2 protein-coding genes and 1 pseudogene are annotated in these 2,197 nt (G+C 42.7%); 2 read left to right on the top strand and 1 reads right to left on the bottom strand.

The features are described 5' to 3' along the window. Both FTV34_RS17040 and FTV34_RS17045 read left to right on the top strand, forming a co-directional pair. Window positions 1-133 (top strand): annotated as a pseudogene (locus tag FTV34_RS17040) (hypothetical protein); the annotation flags it as partial. A gap of 67 nt (window positions 134-200) precedes the next feature. Further along, window positions 201-665 (top strand): ATP-binding protein, encoded by a 465-nt coding sequence (locus FTV34_RS17045; RefSeq protein WP_071830580.1) that lies wholly within the window; start codon window positions 201-203, stop codon window positions 663-665. A 73-nt stretch (window positions 666-738) separates the two neighbouring features. On the opposite strand, the gene mph is transcribed toward FTV34_RS17045, so the two are convergent. Further along, the gene (gene mph, locus FTV34_RS17050; protein WP_071830579.1) at window positions 739-1,626 is read right to left on the bottom strand and encodes an Mph(E)/Mph(G) family macrolide 2'-phosphotransferase; all 888 of its coding nucleotides are present in this window, start codon (window positions 1,624-1,626) and stop codon (window positions 739-741) included. Window positions 1,627-2,197 lie beyond the last annotated feature (571 nt).

A 2,197-nucleotide genomic window follows, 5' to 3' on the forward strand; every position in this document is an offset into this window, starting at 1 on the left:
TCGCGGTGACCACCGCCATCGTGTCGTGATCGGCAAGGATACGCGCCTGTCGGGCTATATGCTTGAACCCGCGCTCACAGCCGGTTTCACCTCGATGGGCATGGACGTATTCCTTTTTGGCCCGCTGCCGACAACGTAATAGGAAGAATAAACGCCCTTTTCACCCAAGTCCAAATTAATTTGCCGATTCCATAATCAGGGTGTATTACAATTCCATAGAGTTTTTCAATCCAGGTGGTTTAGCTGATAACTTAACGATTGATCAGCTTCTTCGTGAAGATTACTCGCCATGGGCGCGCAATAAAAGGATATCTGCCACGTTCAAAGAAGCGCATTTTATTGAAAAATATGGGTCAGGCATCAAACGAATCCAAGAAGGCTTCGCATCCTATGGTCTGCGTCCCCCTGTCTTTGAAAATTTCCAGCACGGTTTTCGAGTTATTGTCTCATCAAAGCTACTTTTCGAATCTAATGAGGGAGTAAGTGAGGGAGTAAATCTACTATTTAATCAGATAAGAACTAATCCAGGAAAGCGTGCACCATTTTTAGTAAACGAGCTATTAGTTCCTGTCAAGATAGTAGAGCGGTGGCTCAAAATCTTAAGAGATGATCATAAAATCGAGTTTCGAGGAGCTCCTAAAAGTGGAGGATACTGGCTAAAATAGAAATCAATGATACTCTTAAGTGGCACCAATCGAACTCCTATTTTAGCATTTAAAAAAGTATCCTCACATCATTTTATTGAACAATACCTAAGGCTGCTCTGGCGGCATTGATATGATTATCGTCGTTGCACTCTACCGCAAAAGCGCCATATGCTAATGGAGCTGCAGCAGCCCTCTCTATAGATTGTTCGTAGAGCCTATCCCATATCGTTCCGCCTTGTTTAGCATACTCCGTTATCAAACTCTTCAGGCTATCCTCTCCAAAAACCGATACGTGACCAGAAAAGTCCAGTGCAGGATCACCCATATGCGCAGTAGACCAATCTATGATACCAGAGGTCTTACCTTCCTTCGAGGTTAAGACATGCCCTGCATAGAGATCGCCATGGATGAAACAAGTGAATTCAGGCCACAAAGGGTCATTGTCCAACCATCTACGGTATCTGTTTTCCAACGGCTCGCTGATACCTATCTCAGATTTCACCAAGTGGATACGGTCAGCTATTTCGGTCCTCAATTCACTTGGAGTCATTATTTTCAAGTTGCTCTTTCTCACATCGTCAGCTGTAATACGATGTAATTCGGCCAATGATTTTGCCAGAGACTCCACATAAGCTATGCTATCGCGATCTATGTTCCAAGAAACCTCATGTGTTATCGCATCGAATGTCAGAGCAGGCGCATCCTCCAGTAAAGGGTAGGCTATTAGGCGCTCCGATACAATTTTCCAATCAGGGACATTGATCGACAGGTTTCTTTTGGCTAAATCCAATATTCTACTTTCATTTTCGATTTGTTCAAGCATATCGCTTCTTCGAGGTATACGGAGTACCCAGTTCTCACCGTTTACTTCCTTTACAAAGGCAACTCTAAAGTCGATGCCCATCTCATTGACGCTCATCTCTTCCGAAATTCTCAGCCCATGCTCTAGGGCTAATGTTTGCATATCTTCGATTGTCATTTCTATACTGTTTTCTTTTATTAAATTGGTACCAGTTCCCCCGACAGGACATTCTGAATGTCATATACAGGTGTAACACTTTACCCATATTCTTTTCGTATGGATAACACTTCCCATCAGGGAACAAAAATCTGATACATGAATTAATTGTGAGACAGTAGACCTACTGTCGCATTGAAGCCATCTCGGCGACTATTTGATTAGGAAAACCAAGGCTTTGCCATCATAGCCTTATCATAGAAGTATAACATAGTTGTAAAGATAGAAAATTATTTTTTATTCATCCATGATGTTATTATTTTATAATAACATCATCTAAACATGTCCTGTCGCTCTTTTGTGCTGTGATATTTCATACCTATTAACTGCTTTCGTTTGAATTATACGACGTTCTACTCACAATAGGGCAAGGGTTACTCATTCCGTAGGATGCGGTTCACGTATAGGAAGAATAAACGCCCTTTTCACCCAAGTCCAACAGCTTTGGACCGCAGTTGACTCTTTCGACACCCCTGCGATGCAACCCAATCCGGCTGACGGGGAGCCAGCAACGCTGAAAATTTACCCTCCT

Origin of the sequence: Acinetobacter sp. YH16038, assembly GCF_013417275.1 — a bacterium.
Taxonomy (GTDB): domain Bacteria; phylum Pseudomonadota; class Gammaproteobacteria; order Pseudomonadales; family Moraxellaceae; genus Acinetobacter.